The sequence below is a fragment of the Neobacillus niacini genome (assembly GCF_031456445.1).
Taxonomy (GTDB): domain Bacteria; phylum Bacillota; class Bacilli; order Bacillales; family Cytobacillaceae; genus Neobacillus; species Neobacillus niacini_I.
On sequence record NZ_JAVDUQ010000022.1, the window covers coordinates 1 to 23270 of the forward strand.

Annotated in this window: 25 protein-coding genes and 4 pseudogenes; 18 read left to right on the forward strand and 11 right to left on the reverse strand. The window is 37.9% G+C overall.

Features of this window, described 5'->3' with window-relative positions; all coding sequences use genetic code 11:
* Nucleotides 1-80 precede the first annotated feature (80 nt).
* The 3 genes from J2Y67_RS17090 to J2Y67_RS17100 form a co-directional block, all read right to left on the reverse strand.
* Nucleotides 81-1046 carry a CgeB family protein gene (locus tag J2Y67_RS17090; protein WP_310176045.1) on the reverse strand — a complete coding sequence of 322 codons (966 nt, stop codon included), beginning with the start codon at nucleotides 1044-1046 and terminating at the stop codon, nucleotides 81-83.
* 11 nt (nucleotides 1047-1057) lie between these two features.
* Nucleotides 1058-1549 (reverse strand): hypothetical protein, encoded by a 492-nt coding sequence (locus tag J2Y67_RS17095; protein ID WP_310176046.1) that lies wholly within the window; start codon nucleotides 1547-1549, stop codon nucleotides 1058-1060.
* A 178-nt stretch (nucleotides 1550-1727) separates the two neighbouring features.
* Complete coding sequence (locus J2Y67_RS17100) at nucleotides 1728-2477, reverse strand: BMQ_0737 family morphogenetic spore coat protein (protein ID WP_310176047.1); 750 nt, start codon at nucleotides 2475-2477, stop codon at nucleotides 1728-1730.
* A gap of 513 nt (nucleotides 2478-2990) precedes the next feature.
* Here J2Y67_RS17100 and J2Y67_RS17105 point away from each other — a divergent pair.
* The 3 genes from J2Y67_RS17105 (at nucleotide 2991) to J2Y67_RS17115 (ending at nucleotide 5432) form a co-directional block, all read left to right on the forward strand.
* Nucleotides 2991-4049 carry a hypothetical protein gene (locus J2Y67_RS17105; protein WP_310176048.1) on the forward strand — a complete coding sequence of 353 codons (1059 nt, stop codon included), beginning with the start codon at nucleotides 2991-2993 and terminating at the stop codon, nucleotides 4047-4049.
* Nucleotides 4012-4482: a M67 family metallopeptidase gene (locus J2Y67_RS17110; protein ID WP_310176049.1), complete on the forward strand. Its 471-nt coding sequence runs from the start codon at nucleotides 4012-4014 to the stop codon at nucleotides 4480-4482. The genes J2Y67_RS17105 and J2Y67_RS17110 overlap by 38 nt, the downstream gene beginning before the upstream one ends.
* 155 nt (nucleotides 4483-4637) lie before the next feature.
* On the forward strand, nucleotides 4638-5432 hold the full coding sequence (locus J2Y67_RS17115) for a PHP domain-containing protein (protein WP_310176050.1): 795 nt from the start codon (nucleotides 4638-4640) through the stop codon (nucleotides 5430-5432).
* Nucleotides 5433-5455: 23 nt separating this feature from the next.
* Here J2Y67_RS17115 and J2Y67_RS17120 read toward each other — a convergent pair whose 3' ends face one another.
* The 3 genes and pseudogenes from J2Y67_RS17120 to J2Y67_RS17125 form a co-directional block, all read right to left on the reverse strand.
* Nucleotides 5456-5704 (reverse strand): hypothetical protein, encoded by a 249-nt coding sequence (locus J2Y67_RS17120; RefSeq protein ID WP_396954097.1) that lies wholly within the window; start codon nucleotides 5702-5704, stop codon nucleotides 5456-5458.
* A 3-nt stretch (nucleotides 5705-5707) separates the two neighbouring features.
* A pseudogene (locus tag J2Y67_RS28020) lies at nucleotides 5708-5782 on the reverse strand (hypothetical protein); the annotation flags it as partial.
* Between the two features lie 180 nt (nucleotides 5783-5962).
* Nucleotides 5963-6184 (reverse strand): N-acetylmuramoyl-L-alanine amidase, encoded by a 222-nt coding sequence (locus tag J2Y67_RS17125; RefSeq protein ID WP_310176051.1) that lies wholly within the window; start codon nucleotides 6182-6184, stop codon nucleotides 5963-5965.
* Between the two features lie 10 nt (nucleotides 6185-6194).
* Here J2Y67_RS17125 and J2Y67_RS17130 point away from each other — a divergent pair, with 10 nt between their 5' ends.
* Nucleotides 6195-6614 carry a tyrosine-type recombinase/integrase gene (locus J2Y67_RS17130; RefSeq protein ID WP_310176053.1) on the forward strand — a complete coding sequence of 140 codons (420 nt, stop codon included), beginning with the start codon at nucleotides 6195-6197 and terminating at the stop codon, nucleotides 6612-6614.
* An 89-nt stretch (nucleotides 6615-6703) separates the two neighbouring features.
* Here the strand turns inward: J2Y67_RS17130 and tnpB are convergent.
* Nucleotides 6704-6805 (reverse strand): annotated as a pseudogene (tnpB, locus tag J2Y67_RS28025) (IS66 family insertion sequence element accessory protein TnpB); the annotation flags it as partial.
* A 420-nt stretch (nucleotides 6806-7225) separates the two neighbouring features.
* Between tnpB and J2Y67_RS17135 the strand changes: the two are divergent.
* Together J2Y67_RS17135 and J2Y67_RS17140 are read left to right on the forward strand one after the other, a co-directional pair.
* Nucleotides 7226-8755 carry a glycosyltransferase gene (locus J2Y67_RS17135; RefSeq protein ID WP_310176054.1) on the forward strand — a complete coding sequence of 510 codons (1530 nt, stop codon included), beginning with the start codon at nucleotides 7226-7228 and terminating at the stop codon, nucleotides 8753-8755.
* Between the two features lie 291 nt (nucleotides 8756-9046).
* Nucleotides 9047-9601 carry a hypothetical protein gene (locus J2Y67_RS17140; protein WP_310176055.1) on the forward strand — a complete coding sequence of 185 codons (555 nt, stop codon included), beginning with the start codon at nucleotides 9047-9049 and terminating at the stop codon, nucleotides 9599-9601.
* A gap of 570 nt (nucleotides 9602-10171) precedes the next feature.
* On the opposite strand, the pseudogene J2Y67_RS17145 reads toward J2Y67_RS17140, so the two are convergent.
* A pseudogene (locus J2Y67_RS17145) lies at nucleotides 10172-10721 on the reverse strand (IS66 family transposase); the annotation flags it as partial.
* Between the two features lie 169 nt (nucleotides 10722-10890).
* Between J2Y67_RS17145 and J2Y67_RS17150 the strand changes: the two are divergent.
* From J2Y67_RS17150 to J2Y67_RS17160, 3 genes and pseudogenes are all read left to right on the forward strand, one after another.
* Nucleotides 10891-11037 (forward strand): hypothetical protein, encoded by a 147-nt coding sequence (locus J2Y67_RS17150; RefSeq protein WP_310176056.1) that lies wholly within the window; start codon nucleotides 10891-10893, stop codon nucleotides 11035-11037.
* Nucleotides 11038-11065: 28 nt separating this feature from the next.
* Entirely contained in the window at nucleotides 11066-11776 is a 711-nt protein-coding gene (locus J2Y67_RS17155; RefSeq protein WP_310176057.1) for a tyrosine-type recombinase/integrase, read from the forward strand.
* A gap of 540 nt (nucleotides 11777-12316) precedes the next feature.
* Nucleotides 12317-12532, forward strand: a pseudogene (locus J2Y67_RS17160) (tyrosine-type recombinase/integrase); the annotation flags it as partial.
* A gap of 24 nt (nucleotides 12533-12556) precedes the next feature.
* Here J2Y67_RS17160 and J2Y67_RS17165 read toward each other — a convergent pair.
* Nucleotides 12557-12796 carry a hypothetical protein gene (locus tag J2Y67_RS17165; RefSeq protein WP_310176135.1) on the reverse strand — a complete coding sequence of 80 codons (240 nt, stop codon included), beginning with the start codon at nucleotides 12794-12796 and terminating at the stop codon, nucleotides 12557-12559.
* 1036 nt (nucleotides 12797-13832) lie between these two features.
* Here J2Y67_RS17165 and J2Y67_RS17170 point away from each other — a divergent pair.
* Entirely contained in the window at nucleotides 13833-14093 is a 261-nt protein-coding gene (locus J2Y67_RS17170) for a hypothetical protein (protein ID WP_310176058.1), read from the forward strand.
* Between the two features lie 375 nt (nucleotides 14094-14468).
* Here the strand turns inward: J2Y67_RS17170 and J2Y67_RS17175 are convergent, their stop codons facing one another.
* Nucleotides 14469-14729 carry an SEC-C metal-binding domain-containing protein gene (locus J2Y67_RS17175; RefSeq protein ID WP_310176059.1) on the reverse strand — a complete coding sequence of 87 codons (261 nt, stop codon included), beginning with the start codon at nucleotides 14727-14729 and terminating at the stop codon, nucleotides 14469-14471.
* Between the two features lie 171 nt (nucleotides 14730-14900).
* On the opposite strand from J2Y67_RS17175, the gene J2Y67_RS17180 reads away from it, so the two are divergent.
* Nucleotides 14901-15239 (forward strand): DUF1360 domain-containing protein, encoded by a 339-nt coding sequence (locus J2Y67_RS17180; protein WP_310176060.1) that lies wholly within the window; start codon nucleotides 14901-14903, stop codon nucleotides 15237-15239.
* A gap of 377 nt (nucleotides 15240-15616) precedes the next feature.
* Here J2Y67_RS17180 and J2Y67_RS17185 read toward each other — a convergent pair whose 3' ends face one another.
* Entirely contained in the window at nucleotides 15617-16384 is a 768-nt protein-coding gene (locus tag J2Y67_RS17185; RefSeq protein WP_310176061.1) for a sulfite exporter TauE/SafE family protein, read from the reverse strand.
* A 100-nt stretch (nucleotides 16385-16484) separates the two neighbouring features.
* Between J2Y67_RS17185 and J2Y67_RS17190 the strand changes: the two genes are divergently transcribed.
* From J2Y67_RS17190 to J2Y67_RS17220, 7 genes are all read left to right on the forward strand, one after another.
* Complete coding sequence (locus J2Y67_RS17190) at nucleotides 16485-16634, forward strand: hypothetical protein (RefSeq protein ID WP_310176062.1); 150 nt, start codon at nucleotides 16485-16487, stop codon at nucleotides 16632-16634.
* A gap of 179 nt (nucleotides 16635-16813) precedes the next feature.
* Nucleotides 16814-17827: a LacI family DNA-binding transcriptional regulator gene (locus tag J2Y67_RS17195; protein ID WP_310176063.1), complete on the forward strand. Its 1014-nt coding sequence runs from the start codon at nucleotides 16814-16816 to the stop codon at nucleotides 17825-17827.
* A 10-nt stretch (nucleotides 17828-17837) separates the two neighbouring features.
* On the forward strand, nucleotides 17838-19154 hold the full coding sequence (locus tag J2Y67_RS17200) for an ABC transporter substrate-binding protein (protein WP_310176065.1): 1317 nt from the start codon (nucleotides 17838-17840) through the stop codon (nucleotides 19152-19154).
* A 150-nt stretch (nucleotides 19155-19304) separates the two neighbouring features.
* Entirely contained in the window at nucleotides 19305-20579 is a 1275-nt protein-coding gene (locus tag J2Y67_RS17205) for a carbohydrate ABC transporter permease (protein WP_310176066.1), read from the forward strand.
* Between the two features lie 44 nt (nucleotides 20580-20623).
* The gene (locus J2Y67_RS17210; RefSeq protein WP_310176067.1) at nucleotides 20624-21451 is read left to right on the forward strand and encodes a carbohydrate ABC transporter permease; all 828 of its coding nucleotides are present in this window, start codon (nucleotides 20624-20626) and stop codon (nucleotides 21449-21451) included.
* 21 nt (nucleotides 21452-21472) lie between these two features.
* Complete coding sequence (locus tag J2Y67_RS17215) at nucleotides 21473-22195, forward strand: ThuA domain-containing protein (RefSeq protein ID WP_310176068.1); 723 nt, start codon at nucleotides 21473-21475, stop codon at nucleotides 22193-22195.
* 22 nt (nucleotides 22196-22217) lie between these two features.
* Nucleotides 22218-23264, forward strand: coding sequence for a Gfo/Idh/MocA family protein (locus J2Y67_RS17220; RefSeq protein WP_310176069.1), 1047 nt, complete (start codon nucleotides 22218-22220; stop codon nucleotides 23262-23264).
* Nucleotides 23265-23270 lie beyond the last annotated feature (6 nt).

A 23270-nucleotide genomic window follows, 5' to 3' on the forward strand; every position in this document is an offset into this window, starting at 1 on the left:
GGCTGATGTTAGCCGAAAACTCGTTTTCGGTCATTCAGACGAAAGCTGAATGAAAGTACCTTAGAACCTCGTGACTTCAGTCATGAGAGGTTCAGTAGGGACATCATTTTATTCAAACGTTTTTCAAATGTATGTTCTTTTAATACTCGTTCTCTTGCTTTATTTGCAATAAGTTTTCTTTCATCATCTGCATTCATATAATAATGGATTTTTTCCGAAAGTTCGCTGAAGTTATTAAAGGATACAATCTCCTCGTTTTCAATAAAATGTTCATTTAAATCTACTTTTGATTCAATTAATTGGAATGCAGCACTAGAGGCAACATCGAATGCCCGGTTGTTAATACTTTTTCCCACTATCCCCAGTTGGTTCATGTTTTGCTGAAGATTATATGGCCGATGGGTGTTTAAAACAATTTTTGCACCATTATAAAAATCGGAGACAATTTTTGGCTCCACCCAGCCCTCATGAATTTTTAAATTTGGATTCTGACGGAATTTATATAAAGGATTTATCCATTTCCCAACTACCTGAATTTTGTATGGTGTATTTTTTAATAGCCGTTGGACATCTCTTACCCTTTCAGGATAGGGAAAACCAACCATACAAATATCACTCTTATATTTTGGCTCAATTTGCTTTGGAAAGAATACCTCTGGGGAAGTGGCAAGCGATAATAGATAGGCATGGTCGTGGCCTCTATTTTTATAATAATCGACTGCTGCAGAATCAATTGAAAAAACATAATCGTAATAACGCGAAAGAACAACTGTTCGGTCCATATAATAAGGATCTTCTGTAAACCATACTGCCGTTAGAATCTCTTGTTTTTTTAACCATTGCACCATAGCAAGAGGGAATTTGAAACCTACAAGTGTCAGGACTAAATCAGGTTTAAATCTTTGAGTGATTATCTTTAATTCATTGAATCCTGAGTGAATATGGAACATTCTAATCTCATGGTTTTTTCTTAATGCAGTAATGATGGATTTCTCAAACCACTCATAAATTCCTTTGTATGCTGAGGGGATAAACAGAATTTTCATCATGGAATCTCCTAAAAATTAATCGTCATTTTATTTAAGGATGCCAACCCCTGATTTATTTCATCAAAATAGATGAAGCCTTCTACATTTACATATTTTTCCTTTTGGGTTAAAGGAAACTGCAGTTCATAGGCAAATGCGATGCTCTCATTGCTCAAAAGTGGGGCGTTTACTTTTGGTTTTAACCAGTGTTCTCCAGTTTCTAATGATTTTTCTCTCCAATCATTATGAATATATTCCCATGCTGCACTGTTTGATCCGTCTACCATTAAGGCTGTATGTGTAATGGAACCTATTTTACCTCCCAGACGCACATCCTTCGGAGGGGTTATTCGAATACAGATGATCGGTTTGTTCAATGTTTCAGTTCCTGTATTTTTTATGATATAGTTACCTATGATCATTACTTCCTGTTCGTCTTCTTCAATATTTGGAAGCATTACAGAATAGCTGAACCAAGACTGGCATTCAATTCGTTCTTCCACCTTTTTTCTCCAGAACAAGGTCCGATCCTCCTTTCCATTTCCCTTTTTCTTCCTTACAATGTATGTGGCTAAGAGCGGTTAAATGATTGAAATTGTTGTTCTAATGATATAGTTATTTTCCTTTTTTATATAATTAAAATAGAGAGGAGAATGTATCCCCTCTCTGTTATTGGTTGATTCCGTCTTTTTATATCCGTTAAGGAGTCGGAGTTGGAGCCGCTGGAGGGAAAATAGTCGGACATTGCGGCGGGAACGCCAACGGCGGGCAGACAAACGGTATTTCTGGGCGTGGTGCACAAAATTCCGCTGTGATTTCCAGCTTTACCAACGCTTCCATTTGAATGTTTTGACACATATTGATGGAAATATCAAGCTGCTGGAATGTGAAAGTTCCAGGTGATGCACCAGGACGGCAAATTAGGTTTGCGTCACATTCAAAATCGGTGATTTCGCATTGTAAGAATGTTCCTGGAGGTGCACATAGAAAGAATTTTTCAGCAACTGCAAACGGGATGGGCAGTGTTGAACAGGATAACCCTTGAGGGTTAGTCACACGAACCACAACAAAACCTTTTTTCAATACTTTTACTTTTTGTAAAGTAACAGTTTCGCCAGTTGGGAGAGTAAATGTTCCAGTCTGCCGGCCTTCAGGCTGTGCAATTTCAGTACAAAGAATGGAACCCGGTGCAAGCGGATCAACAGGGTTGCCTTCCTCATCTGTCACGAAACAATCAACAGTAAAGACATTGCCTAGAACAGCACAAGGATCATCTGATCCGGGGGTAGGGGTAACTCCTCCAGGGCAATCAAAGAATAAAGTAGCACCCAAGTCGCTTGCATTGAAAGCGATTAGGGGAACATCGGATTGGCGGGTAACCCAGTCATATACTTTGTTTACCTTTATACAAAGTGTTTCTTGGCCGCCATTCACTGATCTAACATCCATGAATAAAACCATCCTCTCAATCTATTTTTATAATATTGGCTGTAGCCTACTGTATGATATGCGTTTATTTTAATCCTGTGCTTAGGCATTTGTGTAATTCCTTAATAGACTGACCTTAGAAATGATAAAAATGCTTACAAACAGTTGGCCCATAAATAATATATTCCTAACCGATAAGAAGGTTCTAAAAAAATAAAACACCGAGCTTTAGGAGACAAATTAATTTAATCCAAAATACATCTATAGGTCTAAAAAAATTTCCTAGCACGATTAAAGGACAGCAGCAATGAAAAGTGGAAAAAATTACAGGAAAAGTGGAACAAATACACATAAATAACGTATCTTATCTACAGAAGTTTCTCCAATTGGTTTCAGAGTAGAAATCTACGTTTTGCTTTATTCTGAAGATAATTCGTAAAATAAAATTAATAATAATCTAATTTTAAGTGTAAGTATATAAACAACAATTGGAGGTATTTTTAAAGTTTAAAAGAGAAACTGGAGGAGAAGGAGATGCTTATGGAAGACTTAATTGAACTCAATGAAGACTTTGAGAAGTCTGAAGCAAGAAAGTATGAGCTGGAAAATCAAATTGACATAATGAGAACGGAATTACTGAATGCACAGAATTCCTTATCAAGATTGGAACAATTCGAAACAGAGAAAGTCCGGTTAAAAGAAGAATTAGAAATAAAAATTGAAGAATTCAATATGTTAACGGAAAACTATCAGGAAGAAAAGGAATCTTACCTTAATGTACTTGAACATGTTCAAGGCCAGGTTAATATTTACAAAGAAAAATCGCAAAGGTTTGATGCAGAAAAAGGATCTTGGAATAAACAAATTGACGAATTGAAAACAGAATTAATGCAAACAAAAGCAACTCTAGTCAGAATGGATGAGCTTGAACAAAAAAATGCTCAGCTAACCTCAGAATTACAAGCGAAAGAAGTCGAAATTTACAAAATAAAAAAAGAAAATGAACGGACCCTTAACCAGCAACTTGAGCAGTTTAAGGCAGAAATGAAATTGTACCAAGACAAAATTACCCAATATGAGAAAGACAGGGAGATTTGGGAAAAACAAATGAAACAAATGAAAGGGCAATTTGCCGCGCTAGAATCCAGCTTAGAAGAAAAGGAGAATTTTATTAAGCAGTTTATAAAGCAGCCTCCATCTCAATTGAGAACCGAGGCTCAACCCTTTACACTGCAGACTGCCGAAATATCAAATAAAATGGAAGAGCAACAGCCATTAAAGAACCAACAAGCAATACAACAAGCACCACAACAAGCAATACAACAAGCACCACAACAAGCAACACAACAAGCAACACAACAAGCAACACAACAAGCAACACAACAAGTAAAACAACAAGCACCACAACCAGGCCAACAACCTTCGGAATGGTTTATGCGTATGGTATCTCAACAGAAGGGTTCATATCAACCCGTCACTCAAAAAACTAAAAATTCACCTTCATCAGGAATGGACTTTTTTACACTAAGGAATAAAACAACAAATCAGCAAGTGAATGGGTCTACTTATGGAAATGAGTGGAATCAGTTATAGTGATGAAGTATTTGGTGTTGAAAATTTTATAATAAAAAAATCAGTTTATAAGGATATGATTGAATACTGTCGAAGTAACCTTCCGAATGAAGCATGCGGGTTGCTTTCGGGAGAAGAAGGAACAGGATTGACATTATGGAAAATAAAGAATGAATATAAAAGTCCCAATCGATTTTACATGTCGAAAGAATCAATCCAACAGGCTTTTATAGAAATGGAGGTACTTGGTGAACAACTTACTGGCATTTTTCATTCGCATCCGAGTACACCTGCTTTTCCTTCCATAAAAGATATTAGAAATAATGCCTACCCTCAGTTAGCCTATTTAATTGTTTCCTTTTATAAGGGAAAAGTAGAAGTTCGTTGTTTTAAAACGACCGAAGATTCGGCCATTCCCATAAATTTAGTTATACTAGATGAAACGGCGGATTAGTGGGAACGCCGTTTTTTCTTATGAATTAGTCCAAAAGATTGCCCGCTAATAAATGGACAAGGAACTCACAAAATGCCAGAAGAATAATAAAGAGAAAAAAATCTTAACAAAATTAAATAAATTATATAATTTAGAATATGGGATGGAGGGATATCGTGGATTTAACGAATATTGTGGAAAGAGGGAGATTTGATCTACATCTTCATACAACCGCTTCAGATGGGATTTATTCTCCGCGTGAACTTGTTAAGAAAGCCAGTCAGGCAGGTTTAATAACAATTGCCATTACCGACCATGATACGCTTGATGGAGTAGAAGAAGCGATTAATGCTGGACGAGAGTTTGGCATCGATGTAATCTCCAGTGTTGAAATCACTACAAAGTATAAAGGAAAGACGGTTGATATCCTTGGATATGGAATTAAAATGGATGCTGAATTGAGAAATGTTTTAACCCGGATGGTTGAAGAAAGGAAAACGCGCGCCATTCGGATTATTGAAAAATTCACTGACCTTGGCATGGGAATTACATTTGAGGATGTAAAAAAATACAGCAAAGGAAATGTAATTGCCCGGCCGCATATTGCAAGGGCAATTGTTGAAAAAGGATACCTCTCAAATCTTCAAGAAGTTTTTGATCATTATTTGGCAGATGGAAAACCATGTGATGTGGAAAAACTCATTCTTTCTCCGAATAAAGGAATCGATCTTATTCAAAATGCAAAAGGGAAGGCTGTACTTGCACATCCAAAGTTAATTATGGATGATAAGTTAGTCCAGGAATTAGTTAAGCTCCCGTTTGACGGTATCGAGGTATGGCACCGTAAACATAATACTGAGGATGTTAAAAAATATCGGCAAATCGCTATGGAGAATGGCTTAATTATGACAGGGGGATCTGATTTTCATAAAGACGAAGATAACCTTGGTCAATTCGGTTTTGAATTGTAGAAGAGGCTTGCATAAGCAAGCCTTCAGACTGTAGACAAATCAAAAGAAAAAACGGGTTTGCCTGCAGTCCTTTTTGATTCAATGCCCTTTAAGCGCAGATAGTCTACTCTTTCGTTGGCATTATCTTTTAACTTAAACGCTCCTGCTATGACTTTGTATAGTGTATTGGGAATTGTATCAGGATCAAATGATTTACGTTTTAAATTGAAAGCTTTTGCCAAACCGTTCGCACGACCTTGTGCAACTTTTTGCTGCCATGATGATTGTTTCATTAGTTCGGCATCATGCGAATTGTCAATAAAACCGTTTTCCGATAGGAGTACCGGGCATAGATGACTCACGCAGAACATGAAAGTTTGCCTTTTTTCGACCACGGTCTTTAAGCTGATTTACCTTTATTACTTCAGCGTGAATAATATCCTGATATTTTGCTGTTACCGAAGAGTCTGATTGACTAGTTTGAATAAAATCTTCATAGCCTTGTCCGGCTCATCCTAACTTCAACATTTTCATAATCATTTATTAAAATTTCACGTAATTTTAGCGGAATTATCTATAGTAATATCTTTTTCTTTCAGGCCGTTTCCCCCTACCCCAGGATCAGAACCTCCATGACCAGGATCTAAATAGATTTTCATCAATATTCCTACATTCGAATAAAATATTTTTACATATATAGTATGGAAACATAATAGTTTTGAATGGACATCCATCATGATCAATGAATATTTCATTAAAATTGTTGATTCCATTTGCAGCTACATGTCGGAAGATACACTTAAAGCAATATTATCTTGTCCTGACACCAAATCCAAAAAAAATGGACTTAGGGACTGCTTTTACATGTCACTAATGTATGATTCTGCTGCTCGTAACAGTGAAATGCTATCAATCAAAATGAAAGATGTTATAGACAACAAAATAACTCCCTATGTCTTTGTTAATGGGAAAGGACGTAAGAAACGAACCATTCCGCTGATGCAAAAAACTATGGATATTTACCGGATATATGTAAAGGAATTTCATAGTAGTTATAACCCAGACGATTATTTATTCTATGTAATACATCATGGCGAAAAGATGAAGATGTCAGATGATAATGTTGCTAAATTCATAAGTAAATATGCTAAACAAGCACGGGAAAAATGTTCAAAGGTTCCATATAAGGCTGCTTATCCATAATTCAAGATAAGCAGCCATCGAAGTTCCTGTTGCGAAAGATTGCGTACTTCATTTTCATCTTTTGGCCATTGAAGTTTCCCGCTATCCAATCACTTATAAAGCATGGCGAATCCATCACCATCAAAATACAAATATTTATACCGATCTTTATTCCACCCTGAAAATAAGAAAATGGAATCCCCATATGGATCAAGTTCGAAAGGATCTGCACAAAGCTAGCTTCAGTGCAAAAAAATTTTTTATTCCCATTGATAAATAGCGTTTGCCCTATTGAGTTCCTTGAGACTATTCTACAAATGACAGGCTATGTCGGCTTTTACAGCTCTTAATTCGCTCTATATTGCCGATGAAACATTTCGCCAAACAGATCAATTATAAATCTACTGATCAGCTTCAACCTTAAATCCAAAACGTTCGTAAGGCTTATCACTTTGAAGCAGAACTAAATTGGTATCTTTTATGAAGAGTAAAAAAATCCCTTTAGGCATTAGTCCAAACAACATGTTTTTTTCATCATAAACATTTAAGAAGGAAAAAGAAAAAAAGTAGGAGTTATATATGAATCAACTCGAATCTATAGTTGGGAGGATATCCTAAAAAGGGGGAAGGATATGTCATCGGTTCATACTCCGCTGTTAACAGCTCATCTGTTTGTTTCAACGACGAATGCATGGGATGGATTGGAAGAAATGATGATTAGACTTGCTGAAAACGGCATAACATTGAAGTTTTATGGGCCTCATGATGCGTTAATGGATATTAACCCCAGATATCCCCGTGTCTATCTTTCATTGGGAACGGAGTGGGAAGAATTTCGTACGCTGAATGCTTTACCTTTTCATGAGAGAAAACGTTGGTTACACTTTCATTCACCAGCAGAGATTCAACCATCTAATTTATTTAATTGTTGGCTCAGCAGTACCGATCCTCTACCTGAAAATAGAACTATTCCCTTGACTCGGTTTTCTTCAGATACTCCCTTAGTATCCGTGTTCACAGCAAGTTACAAATCCAAAGAAAAAATACAGCGACCTTATCGCTCTTTATTAAATCAAACTTATCCCCATTGGGAATGGGTGATTATTGATGACTCCGGTGATGAAGATGAGACATACCACAAAGATTTACTCCCTCTAGACGATCTCCGGGTGAGGAGATATCGCCAAGATTCCCGTAATGGTTACATTGGAGCAGTCAAACGGTATGCAGCAGGTCTATGTGCAGGGGAAATTTTGGTCGAATTAGATCACGATGATGAGCTAACCTCTGATTGTCTTGAGAAGATTGTCGATGCATTTCAAAGACACCCTGAGTGCGGCTTTGCTTATGGGGAGAATGCTGAAGTTTATATAGGAAGTCATCATGCTCATTGGTATGGTTGGGATTGTGGTTTTGGATACAGTATGTATTATCGGGTTTGGGTCCATGAAATGAACCGATGGCAAAACGTGCTGAAACAAACGGCAATCAATGGGACTACCATTCGTCATTTGGTAGGGTTACCGAATCATCCTCGTGCGTGGGCAAGGGATTGTTACCATCTGATTGGTGGTCACCGGGAAGAGTTATTGGTTTCAGACGATTACGACTTGCTGGTTCGGACTTTTCTTTCTACTAAATTTTTAGCGATTCCCAATTTACTTTATATTCAATATCGGAATGAAAATGGAGATAACTCCACCATTCAGAGAAATCAGCAGATTCAGATCCTATGTAGAGAATTAAGCAATTATTATCATCAGAGAATCCGTACGAGAGTGAAAGAACTGGATTTACCTGAGGATGTAGAATATAGTCGTGTATGGGAGAGAACAACAGATGATCCCGCTCGGAAAGTAGCTCATAATATTCATGAAGATCTTTCCAAAGTTTCGCTCCTGTTCCCGATACCCCACTCCTGTTCTACAATAGAGCATACCGAATTATTTAAGGCTCTTCAAAAGGGAGTAGAAACCAACTTTAAAGAAATTGAAGTGGTAGTTGTAGGCTGTGTTCCAGCAGAAATCGAAATCTTTGCATCGATGGCGCCCATGGGAGTGATCCGATGGTGGCCAATGGAACCAGATGATTCATTAGATACGTGTATCCAGTATGCCAAGCTTTGCGCTTCCTGTTCGAAAAAAGTAGTTATGTTGCCGTAAACCTCAAAAAGAAGGATAAAATTTGCTGCTGTGCTATCTTCTACACTCATAAATCATCCTTCATGAGTAATTAAAGGCTTAATAAATATGAGGATTATATACACAAAAACCAGCCAATACCACGGCTAGATTATTATGTAAAGCCCGGGGACGCTTCCATGTAAACGGGTGGACATGGTAACCGGATTTTTTTTACTAAGAAATTATATATGGTTGGATTGCTCAAGCACTTTAATTCGTTTTGAATATTATTTATAGATCATTTATAGATTATTTAGAAAGGATGGTAAGATGAAACATTATATTGTCCCGCCTTCTTGGCCTAATTCTGTTTCAACTGGATGCTGTATTCCAAAATTGCAAACATGCGATTGTCCTCCTGGACCACAAGGACCACAAGGACCACAAGGACCACAAGGACCTGAAGGACCACAGGGACCACAAGGACCTGAAGGACCACAAGGACCACAAGGACCAGAAGGACCACAGGGACCACAAGGACCTGAAGGACCACAAGGACCTGAAGGACCACAAGGACCACAAGGTGCGCAAGGACCACAAGGACCACAAGGACCACAAGGACCACAAGGACCTGGATTAACTGGTTTTCAAATCGTGACACAAAGTGTAACATCAACAGCTGGTGTAGCGACTCTTACTATTACCTGTCCAGTTAATAATATTGCGATTTCTGCTGGATTTACTATAACTGGAGGCACTCAAGTAAGAATTACTCAAATGCAACCTGTTGGGTCTCCGCCTAATCAATGGATTTTTCGAGCAGAAGGACAAGGTAATCTACAGTTCACACTATCCGGTTTTGTCATTTGTGCACAAATCGTATAATTATGCAGATGTAACCTCAATCCTGGACTAATAAAGTGATTAGTTTACCAATTACACATGTTATTGAAAGAATCCTGATGGCCTACTTTTTGTCTTTTTCCACATCATTTTTCCAGGCACCTTTTAATATAAATAAAATATCCCGTTTTTATGATCCATGATATTTTTGATCATCCAAGTTGATGAACCCTGATTAGTGGACGCATAAACCATCCCTTTTCCCACTTTTTAAAATGGAGTGAAAGACTCATACTAGTTTTGAAACACATTGATGTACCTGCATCCAACCTAATCATAACTCTTAAGGCTTTGAGTTAAGGAGTAACAGGTTCTAATAAAAGAAGTAAATAAGAAGTTTATCTTTCTAGAACCGAGAACAAAATACCGAGTAAAGTTTAGAAATTACACAAAAACAGGACTATTGATACTCCCATCTGTAGAATATATATTCTAAAGTTCCGTCCGATTGGATAGACCGTAAGCACGAATTATAAACAAAAAGCGCACCTTCCTGGTATGCATGCCAATAGTCGTATATCACGATTTTTTTGATCGAATATTCCGCTTATTTTATTTTTTTCTACATGCGACCTGGATCATTTTTGACCAGGGCATGTATTGACTTAAAATTTCAGGGTTTTGATGGATGCCGAGATTCGGTAGGTCCGCCAAAAGTTTCTTTATGTATTCGTAGAAATCCACACTGTTACTTTTGGCGGTTTCTGCGATACTCAAACAAATGGCGTTTGCTATTGCACCCGCTTCGCTAACCGAAAAAAGCCAATTTTTTCGACCAATGACATTGGGACGGATAGCGTTTTCGGCTGGTTATTATCAATCTCAATACGACCATCGTTTAAAAATACTTTTAGTCCATTCGCTCGGTTCAAAGTGTATTCAGCTGCCTTTACGAGGGCATTTTTTCCGTAGAATGGTGATGTTTCAACCCAGTTAAGGAATTTCTCCACGATTGGCTTCGAGTATTTTTGGGGTTTTTTTCTGCGCCTACTTAGAGACAAATGTTTAAATTTCCTTTCGAGTCGGTATAAATCATCACAATATTTCACACCAATTCGACCATTTTGCTGTCCGCTTTCAGCCAATAACGACGAACATGCGCCTTATCTAAGTTCTCGGATAAGGCGCATTATCCAAGAAGATCGATTATCCGAGAAGAAATACGAAAAGTTGTTTAATTACTTTATTCCATGTCTTTTTTCTCGAATAATCATATTTCTCTTATACAATGAAAGTGTAACCATACACAATATTGTATAGGAGGTAATCTTATGGAAAAGTGGAATCAACCAATTGAAGCATTGACCATTAAAGGAAAAAGGAAATTTTGTGGACTTTCTGATTTTCTTGATGTCGTTGGGATTAATTCCATAGGAAATATAGGTTCCACGCAAATATGTAAAGCATGTGATCATTGATAATAAGGATGCATGGGCTGCTATTCGAATGTTTCTTAAATACCTTTACAAAGAAAGCATAGTTGGATACGATTATTCCACCATTGTCCCCCATTATACAAGACCATTTATCATCCCTACCACCTACTCGGAGGATGAAATCCTCAAGGTTGAAAACGCTATAGATCGGTCAAGTAAAATTGGAATAAGTGATTATGCGATGCTGCTTCTTGCTACTCGGCTTGGAATGCGCTCTGGAGATATCGCAGGCTTGGCTTTTGATGAAATAGATTTTGAGGGAAATTCTATTCACCTAGTTCAGGAAAAGACCCTTCAAATGCTAGAATTACCACTACTCCCAGAAATAAAAGATGCAATTATGAATTACATTGAAAATGCACGTCCGACAGTTAATGATGAATATCGTATATTTCTCCGCCAGAATGCTCCTTATCAGGGAATAACCACTTCGGCCATTCGATTTGCAACAACAAAATATTTTCGAAAAGCCGGTATTGACATTTCTGATAAAAAGCATGGTTTACACACATTCCGGTCATCTCTCGCTAGCTCCATGGTTAATGATCAAGTACCATATGATGTTGTACGTAAAGTGCTTGGACATACGGATCCAAACGCAATAAAGCATTATGCAAAAGTTGATATAGAGCGTTTACGGGAATACGCAATAGCGGTACCAGCACCTTCCGGTGTGTTTGAAGCTTTTCTGAAAGGAGGGCGGAGTTATGCCGGACTTTAATAGTATCTTGCGCATTGAGTTTGCTGATTTCTTATTAGTGAGAGAGTCTGTCTTAAGTGAAAGTGCCTATGCTCAAACACTTAAACGACCCGCAATGTTATCTCGCATGTAGACTAAATAATCGCGAGTAGTTTCCTTTATAATCTCCTTCATAGCTCGCTTTCTATTGTTGCGGTCAAAGTATTCGATAAAATACTCGTAATTATCCTCGTATTAAGTCAGCGTGCCGACTGCGCGCCCCTCCGATTTTTTATAATCGCCACTAATTTTATTTTTATTAGAAAAATGCTTCAAATGTATTTTTGCTGAAGTGAGAGACATTGCGAAAATCCTAAAAAAATCTCGATACTTTATTTCAGACGTTTAAGGCGATAATCGACCGCAATCCGATGGAAGGAATTAAAAACGTAAGCGAGCCAGAAGAATAAATCGTTGTACTTACTGCGAATGAATTAAAACGGTTGCTGAACTTACCTAATCAGCGACATTACGCAGAGTTTCGTGACTATCTATGTATTAATGTACTATTTAATCGATTCAATGAGCCGCATTAGTGAAACGCTAGGATTGCGTCATTCAGATGTAGACTTAGACGCAAAGATTGTGACAATTCCGGCCACTATTGCGAAGAGTAGAAAAGCGAGGACAATCCCTTTGCAACCGGTAACGGCAAGATTATTGATGGAACTGATTGCGGAGAACAGGGCGGAATTTGATAGCGAATATATATTCCTCACTAACTATGGAGAGCGAGTTTCACGGGATCTCTTCCGCAATAAATTAAATGAATACGCAAAGATAGCCGGCATTACAAAGATGTTCATCCGCGCTTATTCCGGCATACTGCTGCGACAATGTTCCTTGAATCAGGCGGAGATATTCGGCATTTACAGTGTTCTTGTTCGGGCTTTGATTTACGGATGGTTTTACTGTATACGCACTTATCGAAGGAATAGCTAATAAATCAACATGAGAAGTATTCCGCATTAAATCAGATAACTGGGAAGCTTTATAAGCCACGGAAGATAAAAAGATAACTATGGTGTCACTTAACCGGTGGCGTTTTTTATTTTGCCTGTTTTAATACATAGTACAAGCACCAAAAAATCCATTTCATAGGATAATAAAGAAAGTGAGGTGTTATTATGTGTTCTTGTAAAAAAATACAAACTCCTCGGCAACTATTTAATGGTAAACCTATTCCAGTTCCAAAAGGATACGATAAACAATTCACCAAGGTGATGGTAAAAGTTCTAGAAATAAAAGACAGCAAAAAAACATAATCATTTAAATCTAATAATTGGGCTCCATGAATGGAGCTATTTTTTATATTCATACGGAACGTTCGTTTGTATATAGTGTAAAATAATTAATACAAAACTTGATCCACCGTAACCATATACTATGAATCACCACCTTTATCTAGAGGTATTATATTTTATGCAAAGTGATATATGTCGAAATGTACAGGTATGTAATTAATTAAAATTGGATTATTTAATGCTGTAAATTACAAACAAAAAGCGCCAAAAATGACGCTTTCAACGGGAAGTGGCCTCGTCGTACTCCACCTTTAATTTAAGTAGAATTGGGGGAATTTGGAATACTTAGTTTTACCTTATATATTATAAATGTTGAACCTTGGAAGGGACAAATATTAAAATGAACTAATTTTACAAAATAAAAATGCCAGGATCTCTCCTGGCTTAGTCACAATGTAATTGTGAAGGTACGAAACATAATGGTTGAAGGTCAGTATATATATTATTGCATTTGGGTTATTAGTCTTATGCATAAGCCTATTTTGTAAAAACCTTTTTAAATTATATCGGAGTAAGGCAATAATTCACACCTTAAACTCCCTTTCTTGTTCAGGTAGATTATTAAAGTTAAAATTTCCCTTTTTATGAATATAATATAATAAAAAAGGTATAGCAAAAACCAACGACGCTGGGATTACCCTAGCGTGGCAGTTAAAGAATAGCTTTCACATAAAGCTTGAATTGTCAGATATATTAATAAAAAGGAAAGGTCTATGTAAAAGGATGTTAATTTTATGCCAATAAAAATTCAAAGGTTAATTAATGTTGCAATGGTCTTACTAGATTGGCTTACATTACCTTTTTCCTGCTTAAATAATTTAAAAATTCTTTCTTGGATGGCAGAAGACGAACGCAACCGAATTCGAAAAAGGCAGCGTGATGGTATATTTTATAAGCTGTTAAGGAATACTAAAGAGAATCGAAAAGTATCAAAATACAATAGAAGAAACTTGTCAAAAAAATTATCAAAAGCAAAAGGCTTTTTTAAAAAATAAACGGGCCATTTAATAGAGTAAGGATTATTGAGCAAACTTGGAAGGTTAATAAGAATTTGAAATTATTCTGAATTTTATATGGTAAGATGAGGAAGGTATTAGATACAGATGAGGTACATTTGGTATAAGGCCATATACCCCTTGATAGTACGAGCCAAATATTCTAATATAATCATTGTGTTTTTGATGTTACAAACGCCCTGAAGAGACTGCCATCTCCCAGGGCATTTTTTATGCCTTCCTTTCCGCTCAATTCCACATTGTCGCATATCTTTACTTCAAAGTGCCGACAAACTTTCTTCCTAAAATGATAAAATTCGGCGCCAATAAAATTGGCGCCGGACATTCTGATATTATAATCCTTGCTAGCTAGGATTATAGATTAATTTCTGCTTCATCTTGATAACAGCAAAATTTAAATTTTTTTCCACTGCCACAATGGCATGGATCATATATTTTTTCACGCATTTTGGCCCTTACAGCTTTTTTTAACTGTGATACGTCCACAAACGGTTTCATTTTGATAACGGCTTGGATTCCATAATCCTGACAAATTTTGCCCACTTGTGCTGCTTGAAGTTCAGTGACTACGGAACAGACTAACGGCTTATCCTTCTGGTATTTTGTATGTGTCATAGGATTTCCTCCTTTTTAAAATATGTAATATACCATATGTTCATATTTCTTGGTGGTAACATAAAATAGATGTTACTTTATATGTTTAAACGAATCTCATTAGGGCAAACACATTTTTTCATCCCTTTACATACAATGTATTGAATTTTTTGAAGGGATGAGGTGTTTAAGATGTTTAATATGAATTGGATCGACATTTTTATAATTACTTTAGCATCCTTTCGATTAACACATTTGATTGTTTATGACCAAATCGCTACTTTTATTAGAAGACCGTTTTTATCAGTTACAGTCGTTGAGAATCCTAATGGACAATTAGAGGAACATATTGAAATAAAAGGTACGGGTATCCGTCATTTTATTGGTTCACTTTTAAGCTGTTATTGGTGTACAGGAATTTGGAGCACCACATTTGTTGTGATTATCTATTTCTATTTTCCTATTACATTTCCAATTTTTCTAATTTTGGCTGTTGCTGGGGCTGCAGCGATACTTGAATCGAAAATTTAACTTAGGCTGCCATATAAAATGATTTTTATTGTATACACAAAATTTGTGAATACAATTACTCCTTTTAAAGTTGGCTGGATTTGAACTCTGACGATACTAAGATAAGCCCTTTAATAAAACCTCGGCAAACCACAAGCCGAGGTTTCAATTTTTTCAGTGCAATTTACTGATTTATAGGGATGCCCTTTTGAATTATGAACCAGGATATTGCAAAAGTTGCTTAGGATGAAAATCATGACGTAACGGAATATATAATTAAATTAAAAAACTCCTCTCGATTGATAGAGGAGGGTCCGATACCTTAATTTTATCTTTAGTTATTCTCATCAAGTAAACTTCAATTATCTGTTCGCAAATTTTTTAAATTATTTTTTTGGCTAACCAATAAGTTTAATTCCACTAATAATAATAATTGCAGCGACCACTATACGAAGAGGTTTAGTAGGAACTTTCGCTGATAAAGCGCTCCCCAAAAGAACGCCCGGAATCGATCCAATTAAAAGGTTTCCAACAAGGACAAAGTTTACACTTCCAGCAGTTGCATGGAGCAATCCTGCAACGGTTACTAATAAAAAAGCATGGGCAATATCTGTTCCAACTAATTCGGATCCACTCATACGGAATAGATATAACATGGCTAGAGCAAATAAAGAACCAGATCCAATGGATGTGAGTCCTACTATAAAACCAAAAACAACACCAATCAATATAGTTAAACCGCGTTTTTCTTCAACCGATTTTAATTGCCAGCGGTTCGGTTTTATTTTTTCATCCATAAAGGTTCGAATCAAGATAGCTACGGCGACCAAAATAAGAACGTAACCAAGTGTTTGTTTAATAATTTGTTCTTGATTATGATAATAAGAATTAAGAAACTGCAGGATTACTATTGCCACAGTTGCACTTGGGACGCTTCCTATTGCAAGATATTTTGCTAATTTGAAATTGATCGTTTTTTGTTTCCAATGTTGAAAGATCCCAAATAATTTCGTAATGGAGTTATAAACTAGATCCGTTCCTACTGCAATAGAAGGATGAATCCCTACGATTATAAGTACAGGGGTTAAAAGGGCAGCTCCCCCTACACCTGTTAAACCAACTAAAAAGCCAATAAACAATCCCATAACCGCTATACCAATACCCATCATTTAATCCCCCTAATATATCCAAGCAATTATATATGAATTATAGAATTACTTGATTAACTTTTAAGAGCTGTTTTGAATTCTCCTTTTACTCCAATATATGTTGAAAGATAAAGAAATGTTTTATCGTTTAAAACCAGTGTTAGTCCATCCTACTGGCAAAAGGGATAAGCGAAATTGCCACCATCGAAAAGAGAAAAAGAATCATGAAACCATTTGGCTAATCAACAAAGTGCCTGGCACCATGTGAAAAAATTCTGCTCCAGACTTTTATTTAGCAATTCAAAACAATTCTTAATTTAAAAATTTTTCTGAAAAATATATTGAAATCGATTTCAAAATGGGCTAAAGTGTAATTGTATCGATTGATTGAAATCGATTTCAAAACTCAAACCAACTTGAATAAAGGGGGGAGAAGGGGGGATTTGTTTGGCAACAATTGCAGATGTAGCAAAGAGAGCAGGGCTTTCACGAGCCACCGTTTCTAGGGTGCTCAACAATCATCCAAATGTAACGGAGGACAAAAAGAGATTGGTTCGTGAGGCAATGGAGGCATTAAACTATGTCCCAAACACAACCGCTCAACGGCTGCGGAATCAAAAAACAGATACCATTGCCATTTTAGTTCCAGTCCTGACCAATCCGTTTTTTGCGTATTTACTGGAAGCAATGGATATGGTAGCAACTCAGAATCATCTTCAGTTACTCATCTGCCAAACGAGATATAGCAAACAGAAGGAACTGGATTTTCTCGAGTTATTGCGAACAAAGCAGGTGGATGGATTAATCTTAACCTCATATGAAAATGAGTGGAAAAAAATTGAGCCTTATGCAGAACTTGGTCCCATGGTTTTATGCAATGAATATGAAAGACAAACAAAGGTGCCGGTCGTCCGAATGGATCAATTTGAGGCTAGCTACATAGGGACACGGCATTTGATTGAACAAGGTCATAAACAAATCGCTTGTACTTGCGGTGATAAAAGTAATTTATCAAAGGATCGACAGGCAGGCTATCGCAAAGCGTTGGAAGAATATGGATTACCTTGTCGTGATGAATGGTTGTATTCGAATGTATTCGACTTGGAGGATGGTAAAAGGGTGTTAAGGACCATCATGAATTTGAAAGATGCACCTACAGCCGTTTTTACAGGAAGTGACCAAGTCGCAACCGGAATGATTATGGCTGCTCAAGCTTTCGGAAAAAAAGTCCCTGAAGATTTTGCCGTTATTGGTTTTGATGATCAGCCGATTGCACGTGTTGTAAAACCGGCGCTGACAACGATTAAACAGCCGATTGAAGAGATGGGAAAGACCGCAATGGATGTGATGATGGATGCCATTGCCCATAAACATGAAGAAAACCACCTAGAAATTCTATTACCGTTTGATTTGGTAATCAGAGATTCAACCATGTCGAAATTGAAATCGATTTCAAAATAGGGGGAAAACAATGAAAAAGTCGAAAAAGGCCAAACTTTTAGCTGTATTTGCCACATTATCATTAGCACTTGCTGCTTGTAGTTCAGACTCAGCCTCTACCACCAAAGAAAAGCCGGCAACCGATAAAAATAAGCCAGCTGCAGAGCAAAAAGTAAAACTTGTTTATGCCCGTGGAAAAGATGTTACACAAGGAACAACAAAAATGGTCGAAGCATTTGAAAAATCACATCCAAATATTGATGTAGAGTTCCGGGAAATGCCTTCCGATACCGGACAGCAGCATGATGCCTATATTACGGCTTTTAACGCAAAATCTTCTGATATTGATGTCATTGATATGGACGTTATTTGGCCTGCCGAATTTGCCCAAGCAGGCTATGTCCTTCCCCTTGACCGCTTTATCCAGCAGGATGGAATTGATTTAAGTGAATACAATCAGGGGGCATTAGGTGCAGCCCAGTTTAATGGGAAGCAGTGGGCATTGCCTAAATTTGTCGATGCGGGTCTACTATTCTATCGAAAAGATTTAGTAAAGCCAAATGAAGTACCGAAAACGTGGGATGACCTCTTGAAACAAGCGAAGGCGAAAAAGGGACAAGGCAATACTAAATTTGGATATGTGCTCCAATCCAAACAGTATGAAGGGCTTGTATGTAACGCTGTAGAATTCGTTGGTGCATACGGCGGCGCCTTTATTGATAAAGACGGTAAAGTAGCCGTAAATAGTCCTCAAGCCATTAAAGGTCTTAAGAAAATGGTTGAGATTGCGAAATCAGAGGTTGTACCTGGGAACGTTACAACCTTTACAGAAATTGAATCTGACCAAGCGTTTATTGAAGGTCAAACCGTATTTTTACGTAACTGGCCATATGAGTATGCCAGTGCAAACGATAAAACGAATTCAAAAATTGCCGGTAAGGTCGGCGTAGCACCGCTTCCGGCAGGTGACAAAGGTTCTGCAGCAGCATTAGGCGGGTGGATGGCTGGAATCAACAAGTATTCCAAGCATCCGAAAGAAGCATGGGAATTCTTAAAGTTTATGGCAGGTGCGGAAGGACAAAAAATCGACGCGATTTACGGAGGACATGCACCAACCATCACAAAGCTTTATCAAGATCCGGAAATTCTTAAAGCCAATCCAACGTTTGCAGACAAAGGTTTTGTTGATGGCTTAAGTGCAGCGATTTCCCGTCCTGTTGCACCAAACTATCCTGAAATTTCAGAAATTATTCAAGTAAACGTTTCAAAAGCAATTGCCGGACAGCAAACGGTTGAACAGGCAGCGCAAAATATGGAAAAAGAAATGAAGGAAAAGCTTGGACAATAAATAAGGCAAAATAGAGATTAGCCTTTATATTTGAAGGCTAATCCATTTCTTCAAAGAAAACTGAGGGAGGGATAAGCCCTGAGAATTGATACTGAACCCCAAAAAAACCAAATCACAACATCTGCTACCACTACCAAAAAACGAAAAGGCATGTTTACAGAAAAAACAGCAGGCTATTATCTGGTAGCACCTGCTATGATCTTAATTTTCTTGATTGCCATCTGGCCTGTTATCCAATCCTTTTATTTTAGTTTGTTTGATTTAAAGTTAAACAATCCGGCTAAATCGGAAGTACATTTAAGTTACCAGGTGGATCTTGAACGGTATCTGAATAATTATCCATTCTTTATTGGGGCCATTGACACTGAAATTAAAAAAGGGAATGCTCCGGACAAACTTACAACCATCAAAGAAAAACTGCAAAAACTAGACCAAAAACTCGAAAGTGATTCCAACCTCAAAAAGAAATATGAAGCTGTAAATGATAAACTGATGAATTTTGAACAGGTGCCTGATGATCTTAGTTTTGCAAAGATTGACAAAAATACTGCTGAAGAATTGAAGAAAACAGCTAAATCTGTGAGTAGTGACCTACTCCAAATCTCTAAAACGGTGACATTTACCCAAGAAAAAAAGCTCCTTGGTTTAGCCTCCGGGTATAGTGATGCAATCATTGAACCGAATTATATCGGGTTAAAACATTATAAGGATGATTTAACAAGCTCGCGCATGTGGAGGGCTATTGGGAATACGACCACCTTTACCGTTATTTCCGTTTTTGTGGAATTAGTCTTAGGACTGGCCATTGCCCTTTTAATCAACAAAGCATTTATTGGAAGAGGACTCATTCGGGCAAGTATTTTGATTCCATGGGCGATTCCAACAGCCGTTTCGGCTCTCATGTGGAAATTTTTATATGATGGCCAAAATGGTGTCGTTGCCAAGCTCTTTGAAACCTTCGGGTTGGTAGATAAAATGGAAAAGCTGCTTGTAACAGATACAGGGGCGATGTTTTCCGTGATTTTTTCGGATGTTTGGAAGACGACTCCTTATATGGCCTTGTTGCTATTGGCCGGTTTGCAGACGATACCGTCCTCCCTCTATGAAGCAGCCTCGATTGATGGAGCCGGAAAATGGAAGCAGTTTTTTAAAATTACCTTACCACTTTTAAAGTCTAGTATTCTAGTTGCTCTTTTGTTCAGAACGCTTGATGCCTTCCGTGTTTTTGACTTGGTGTATGTTCTCACCGGTGGAGGACCTGCCAACTCTACGGAGACAATTTCAATTCTTGCTTATAAGGTCATGTTCTCTCAGACGAATTTTGGTCACGGTTCAGCTCTCTCTGTCATTGTGTTTATCTTTGTCGTGATCATATCGATGATTTATATCAAGTTTTTAGGCAGGGATCTTTTAAATGATAGATAAGGGAGATTTCATTGAACAGCAAATTTTAGGGGAGGAAAGATAACATGGAGAAAAAAGCGAGTCCATTCTTTTATGTGTTTCTAGTTGGGTTTGTATTTGTTGTCATGTTTCCATTTTTATGGATGCTCATCAGTTCTGTAAAGCCTCCTTCAGAGTTATTTGGAGACAGGGCATTTACTCCCTATACGACCCATCCGACATTGGAGAATTACATATCTGTTTTTACCAAGCATCCGTTTTTACATTATTTATGGAACAGTACCGTGGTTGCTGCTGTTACAACTGTTTATACCATTATTGTGGCTTCGTTTGCCGCATATGCAATTGCCAGGCTTCAGTTTAAAGGAAAAACCGTTATCCTTGGAATCGTTTTGTCTGTATCGATGTTTCCGCAAATTGCGACGATTTCACCGATTTATATCTTCTTAAAAAACGTCGGTCTTACGAACTCATATTTAGGGTTAATTATTCCGTATACGACCTTTACACTGCCACTTTCTATTTGGATTCTGGTGACTTTCTTTAGAAAGATACCCCTGGATTTGGAAGAAGCGGCTAAAATTGATGGAGCTTCCTTAATGCAAACCTTTTGGAAGGTGATCATGCCGCTTGCCGTTCCGGGAATCTTTACAACCGCCATCCTTGTCTTCATTGCGGCTTGGAATGAGTTTTTGTTTGCTCTGACCATCAATACGGATGAAAAATATAAAACGGTGCCGATTGGAATCGCCATGTTCCAAGGGCAGTTCACGATTCCATGGGGTGAAATTGCGGCAGCAACAGTGATTGTGACGATCCCGCTCGTAATTATGGTTCTTATTTTTCAACGAAGAATTGTTTCCGGACTTACGTCTGGTTCTGTAAAAGAATAATAGATTTGGAGATGAACAACAATGGTAAAGGTTACTGTTTGGAATGAAAATCGCCATGAACAAAAAAATCCTGTTGTCAAAGAAATTTATCCGCAGGGAATTCATGGTGCCATTGCCGGATTCTTGGGGGATAAAGGACTTGATGTGAAAACCGCGACATTAGATGAGCCGGAACATGGATTATCCGACGAAGTTCTCAGCAATACGGATGTTCTCGTTTGGTGGGGACATCTCGCACATCATGAAGTAGCGGATGAAATTGTTGATAAGGTGCATCAACGGGTTTTGGATGGAATGGGCTTAATTATTCTTCATTCCGGTCATTTTTCGAAGATTTTTAAAAAATTAATGGGGACCTCGTGTGATTTAAAGTGGCGGGAAGCGGATGATAAGGAACGAATCTGGGTGGTCGACCCAAGTCATCCGATTGTAGATGGTCTTGGGGAAACAATTGAACTAGAAAAGGAAGAAATGTATGGGGAGCATTTTGATATTCCGGCTCCAGACCAATTAGTTTTCGTCAGCTGGTTTGAAGGCGGAGAGGTATTCCGCAGCGGCTGCACCTATCAGCGTGGAAACGGGCGGATTTTCTATTTCCGTCCTGGTCATGAAACCTATCCAACCTATTATCATCCTGATATTCAAAAGGTCATCACGAATGCGGTGAAATGGGCACAACCGGTGAAACGAAACCGACCAGTTTATGGGAATGCTAAGCCATTAGAAGCGATTTCTGTGAAATAACGAAAAAGGGGGAAACGAAGAGATGAGTAAATTAAAAATTGCCGTAATCGGCTGTGGGAGTATCGCAAAACACCGTCACCTCCCTGAATATGCAGCAAATCCACATGTTGAAATTGCCGCCGTTTGTGACATTGTGAAGGAAAGAGCAGAAGAGTTTGCCCATAAGTATGGGGCGAAAGTTTTCACGAAATTTGAGGAATTACTTACAGATGCAGATATTGATGCTGTTTCCGTTTGTACCCCCAATTATTTGCATGCACCGATTTCCATTGCGGCATTAAAGGCAGGCAAACATGTGCTTTGTGAAAAGCCAATGGCGACATCAAAAGAGGAAGCGTTAGCAATGATTGCTGCTGCAAAATCGAACGGGAAAAAACTGATGATTGCCCACAATCAACGCTTTGTTCGTTCCCATGAAAAGGCAAAAAAGCTAATTGAAACCGGGGAAGTAGGGAAAATCTACAGTTTTAGAACGGCATTTGGCCATCCCGGTCCAGAAACATGGAGTGCTGATGGACCACGGAGCTGGTTTTTCAAAAAAGAGCAAGCATTTATTGGCGCAATGGGAGATCTCGGTGTACACAAAACGGATTTAATCCGCTATTTACTTGGGGAGGAAGTTGTTGAGGTTGCCTCGTTTGTTGAAACAAGTGCAAAAACCAATAGTGATGTCGATGACAACGCGGTATGCATTCTGAAAACTGAATCCGGTATTGTCGGTACTCTTGCGGCAAGCTGGTCCTATGTATCAAAGGAGGATAATTCTACCATTATTTACGGAGAAAATTCGATCCTTCGGCTGGAGGAAGACCCGCAATGCTCATTGATTGTTCACTATAAAAATGGTGAAACCGTAAAATATGAACTGGGGAAAATTCAGTCAAATGAAGAAGGGGGGCAGCAAAGCTCCCATGTAATTGAGCATTTTGTCGATTGCATTCTAAATGATACTGAACCGCTAATTACCGGGGAAGAAGGAATGAAGTCCTTAAACGTTATTTTAGCTGCTCTTGAATCCAATGAAACGAAACAAATTGTGAATTTGGATACAAAGGCATTGATTAAATGAGGTGTT

Excerpts from the sequence above, each read along its gene's own strand:
- J2Y67_RS17120 (WP_396954097.1), bottom strand. The coding sequence starts at position 5,704 with ATGAAACAATCATCATGGCAGCAAAAAGTTGCACAAGGTCGTGCGAAC.
- J2Y67_RS17130 (WP_310176053.1), top strand. The coding sequence starts at position 6,195 with ATGTCGGAAGATACACTTAAAGCAATATTATCTTGTCCTGACACCAAA.
- J2Y67_RS17155 (WP_310176057.1), top strand. The coding sequence starts at position 11,066 with ATGTTTCTTAAATACCTTTACAAAGAAAGCATAGTTGGATACGATTAT.
- J2Y67_RS17200 (WP_310176065.1), top strand. The coding sequence starts at position 17,838 with ATGAAAAAGTCGAAAAAGGCCAAACTTTTAGCTGTATTTGCCACATTA.
- J2Y67_RS17175 (WP_310176059.1), bottom strand. The coding sequence starts at position 14,729 with ATGACACATACAAAATACCAGAAGGATAAGCCGTTAGTCTGTTCCGTA.
- J2Y67_RS17150 (WP_310176056.1), top strand. The coding sequence starts at position 10,891 with ATGGAAAAGTGGAATCAACCAATTGAAGCATTGACCATTAAAGGAAAA.
- J2Y67_RS17185 (WP_310176061.1), bottom strand. The coding sequence starts at position 16,384 with ATGGGTATTGGTATAGCGGTTATGGGATTGTTTATTGGCTTTTTAGTT.
- J2Y67_RS17135 (WP_310176054.1), top strand. The coding sequence starts at position 7,226 with ATGTCATCGGTTCATACTCCGCTGTTAACAGCTCATCTGTTTGTTTCA.
- J2Y67_RS17205 (WP_310176066.1), top strand. The coding sequence starts at position 19,305 with ATGTTTACAGAAAAAACAGCAGGCTATTATCTGGTAGCACCTGCTATG.
- J2Y67_RS17100 (WP_310176047.1), bottom strand. The coding sequence starts at position 2,477 with ATGGATGTTAGATCAGTGAATGGCGGCCAAGAAACACTTTGTATAAAG.
- J2Y67_RS17210 (WP_310176067.1), top strand. The coding sequence starts at position 20,624 with ATGGAGAAAAAAGCGAGTCCATTCTTTTATGTGTTTCTAGTTGGGTTT.
- J2Y67_RS17190 (WP_310176062.1), top strand. The coding sequence starts at position 16,485 with ATGTTGAAAGATAAAGAAATGTTTTATCGTTTAAAACCAGTGTTAGTC.
- J2Y67_RS17110 (WP_310176049.1), top strand. The coding sequence starts at position 4,012 with ATGGGTCTACTTATGGAAATGAGTGGAATCAGTTATAGTGATGAAGTA.
- J2Y67_RS17180 (WP_310176060.1), top strand. The coding sequence starts at position 14,901 with ATGTTTAATATGAATTGGATCGACATTTTTATAATTACTTTAGCATCC.
- J2Y67_RS17090 (WP_310176045.1), bottom strand. The coding sequence starts at position 1,046 with ATGAAAATTCTGTTTATCCCCTCAGCATACAAAGGAATTTATGAGTGG.
- J2Y67_RS17140 (WP_310176055.1), top strand. The coding sequence starts at position 9,047 with ATGAAACATTATATTGTCCCGCCTTCTTGGCCTAATTCTGTTTCAACT.
- J2Y67_RS17215 (WP_310176068.1), top strand. The coding sequence starts at position 21,473 with ATGGTAAAGGTTACTGTTTGGAATGAAAATCGCCATGAACAAAAAAAT.
- J2Y67_RS17170 (WP_310176058.1), top strand. The coding sequence starts at position 13,833 with ATGCCAATAAAAATTCAAAGGTTAATTAATGTTGCAATGGTCTTACTA.
- J2Y67_RS17220 (WP_310176069.1), top strand. The coding sequence starts at position 22,218 with ATGAGTAAATTAAAAATTGCCGTAATCGGCTGTGGGAGTATCGCAAAA.
- J2Y67_RS17125 (WP_310176051.1), bottom strand. The coding sequence starts at position 6,184 with ATGGAATCAACAATTTTAATGAAATATTCATTGATCATGATGGATGTC.
- J2Y67_RS17105 (WP_310176048.1), top strand. The coding sequence starts at position 2,991 with ATGCTTATGGAAGACTTAATTGAACTCAATGAAGACTTTGAGAAGTCT.